The sequence below is a fragment of the Vibrio sp. YT-19(2023) genome (genome assembly GCF_033337395.1).
The window spans coordinates 1-1,045 of record NZ_JAWOQN010000169.1; the positions used below are offsets into that span (position 1 = coordinate 1).

1 pseudogene is annotated in these 1,045 nt (G+C 46.3%); it reads right to left on the bottom strand.

The window, feature by feature from the left end:
* Positions 1 to 1,045, bottom strand: a pseudogene (locus tag R7E78_RS24660) (FtsX-like permease family protein); the annotation flags it as partial.

A 1,045-nucleotide genomic window follows, 5' to 3' on the forward strand; every position in this document is an offset into this window, starting at 1 on the left:
GCGCTCATTCGCCCAGCCGAGTTGTTTGTTGGATAAATATAGATATCTGCGGCCAAGCGTTGGCTTAACCATTTGTCAGTGGTGTCTCTAAAGCTACCCACCATGGTCTCAACACCAATATTCGCAGCGAGTGCCAACATAAACGCCATCGTTGCGACACCACGATAGCTCATACTTGCCGCCGCATCAGCAAAGAACCAACGCACACGAACCCAGCGTAACGTATATGAGAAGCTTTGGAACATGTGCCACATCAAAAATGGCATGAATAGAGCCACACTCACCAACATCAATGCGATAATGGCAAAACCCGTCTCTTGCGTTTTAGGTGCTTGGTAAACCGCAACCGCGGCTACACAGAAAGCACATGCCGCCAATGCTTGCCAAGAAAACTCTCTTCCTGCAAAGCGCATTAACGATAAACGCGAAGACAAACGAATTGGTTGCGATTTCAACAATCGAATCAGTGGCCACAAACAGGAAATCAGAGCGCCCATTGCCGACATAATCAAACTGTATAAACTCGACTGCCACGACCAACCGATAGTAAGGCCAACGTTGGCGTCATATAGATCGCTCAAACTGGAAGATACTGCAGGGATCAACTCGTTCGCCAACATGAGTCCAAAGAAGTTACCGCAAGCCCAAGCGACCAAAACGAGGATCGAGAGCTCAAGTAATAACGCTTGCGCCAATTAGGTTCCATTCACACCGGTTTGACGCAAAATCCCGACTAATCGCTGACGCTGAATAAAAGACAAGGACATCGCTTGATAGACGATGAACAGTCCAACCAAAAATGACAACATCCCCATCGCGGTTAGGTTCATGTGGAATGCTTTGGTCAAAGATTCAAGCTCAGTACGAGTGTTTCGTACCAAAGTCATGCCATTTGGCAGTATGTTTTTTAATGCGATCAGTTTTTCTTCTGGCATCTCGCCACATGAAATCGCTGAAAGGCCCGAGCTTCGCTTCAACATTCTTAATAAAGAAATATCGGTAACTAAACGTGTACCTGATAAGAGCTTGTTTTGATCCACTTGAA